Source organism: Terasakiella pusilla DSM 6293, from assembly GCF_000688235.1.
Lineage (GTDB): Bacteria > Pseudomonadota > Alphaproteobacteria > Rhodospirillales > Terasakiellaceae > Terasakiella > Terasakiella pusilla.
Genome location: NZ_JHYO01000079.1, coordinates 1 through 1,562 on the forward strand (window position 1 = coordinate 1; position 1,562 = coordinate 1,562).

At 39.9% G+C, this 1,562-nt stretch carries 3 protein-coding genes; all 3 read right to left on the reverse strand.

Going from position 1 to position 1,562, the window contains the following annotated elements; all coding sequences use genetic code 11:
* Window positions 1–82: 82 nt before the first annotated feature.
* Entirely contained in the window at window positions 83–307 is a 225-nt protein-coding gene (locus tag Q397_RS0120195; protein WP_028880918.1) for a protein kinase family protein, read from the reverse strand.
* A complete protein-coding gene (locus Q397_RS0120200) occupies window positions 304–771 on the reverse strand; it encodes a RuvC family protein (RefSeq protein ID WP_028880919.1) in 468 nt (155 codons plus the stop codon). Before Q397_RS0120200 ends, Q397_RS0120195 begins: the two co-directional genes overlap by 4 nt.
* Window positions 772–867: 96 nt before the next feature.
* Window positions 868–1,562: site-specific integrase (locus Q397_RS0120205; protein WP_028880920.1), on the reverse strand; the 695-nt coding region annotated here is incomplete at its 5' end.

Consider the following 1,562-nt stretch of genomic DNA (forward strand, 5'->3'; position numbering starts at 1 on the left):
ACGGCGGCGGCTCATAATTCCCTCCAAATCTTTTGGAAGGTTGAATCATATTCAAGCTGATACAGGAAGGAATTTTATGAGTTTACGGCCTAATTTGAACAACATTTGGATGAGTGCTTTTGTATAAAACACGTGCTTCTTCAAAATATTGACTTGCTGAAAAAGAAGGGCTTTTATCAACCTCTTTTATTACTAATTCAGCATCTAAATATTCATCATGTGCTAGATACACTTTAGAATTTTGGCCTTCTTGACCGATTTCTTTAATTTTCTTAAATGACACCTGTGCTTTTTGGTATGGCATCATGATTTAAATGCTCCCATTGCAACCAATGCTGCTTCTCTAGAATTTCGATTTGATAAAACCTCAAACTTCTCTATTTCTGAGAAGGTCTCCTCGCCCTTGAATATTTTCTCAAGTTTTTTACTATCCATACCCAACCGGGCAGCAATGGACCCCTTTCGGCCAGTGAAATATTTTTTTACAGTGCTGCTTGAAAATGCTTCTTGAATGACACCTTCAATGTGAAGGCGGGTGACATCAAGGTTTTGTGAAGAGCTTTCAGCAATTCTAATCCCAGCACATTCGGCGTCATATTCTCGTAATATATCTAAAACGCAATTTCTGATATATTTGAGTTTTTCAGGGAAATCTAGAGCAGCGGGAACTTTGATTTGTTCACAGTTCATGATTGAACACGAATCGCCATCTATTTCTAAGATGACGAAGGTTGTTTTTTTAGGTTCAACACGAATACCAAGAATTCTCATTTTCAATGCAATCTTTCAGTTTGTTCTGCCTTTGGCACAATAAATAGAAAAAGTTATATTGCAAGGGGTATTTGCACTTTCCAATTCTGCAAATTATTACCGATGAACGAACCCGTCTTTGTCCAATGTAAAGTCCTTCATGATCTGCTTCATCAGGCGTTTACCGTCCACATGGGAATAGTGGTTTTCGATGAATGCATATGAAGTCCCCGCCAGTCGCGACAGGTCTTCCATGGATACGCCAGCATATAGTCTGGCGGTGATGCCGAAGTGCCGTAGCGAATAAAATGACAACTTCCGGCCTTCACGGGATATTCCTGCACCGTTCAGGATTTCATCCCAAAGCGTGTAGAACTTTTTCTTCGAAATAATTTTACCCGTGCGACGATCCGTGAAAATGAAGTCTTTATTACCGGTGAAATTCGAAGCCTGTTTCAATCTTGTGAAGTGCTGGCCTCCGCGTGCCATGACTGTTCTGGATTTTCTATTTTTGGCGATTTCACTAGGGATGTTGATTTCAACGAAGATTTCATCCGGGTATTCATCTTGTGTGAATGTCCGAATATTCTCCCATTTGAGTTGCCGCAGTTCCCCAAATCGCATGAAGGTATTTACTTTGATAATGCAAAAATCTCTGATGATTTTCTTGAGAATGTTGGCATCATTGTCGTTGTTTCGATCAATCCAATCATTCTCCAAATAATCGTAAATTAAACGCCATTCTTCAAAGGTAAACGTGTCACGTCGATCAGCGTTACGGACCCGTATTTCTTCAAAGTCCACCGTCTCAA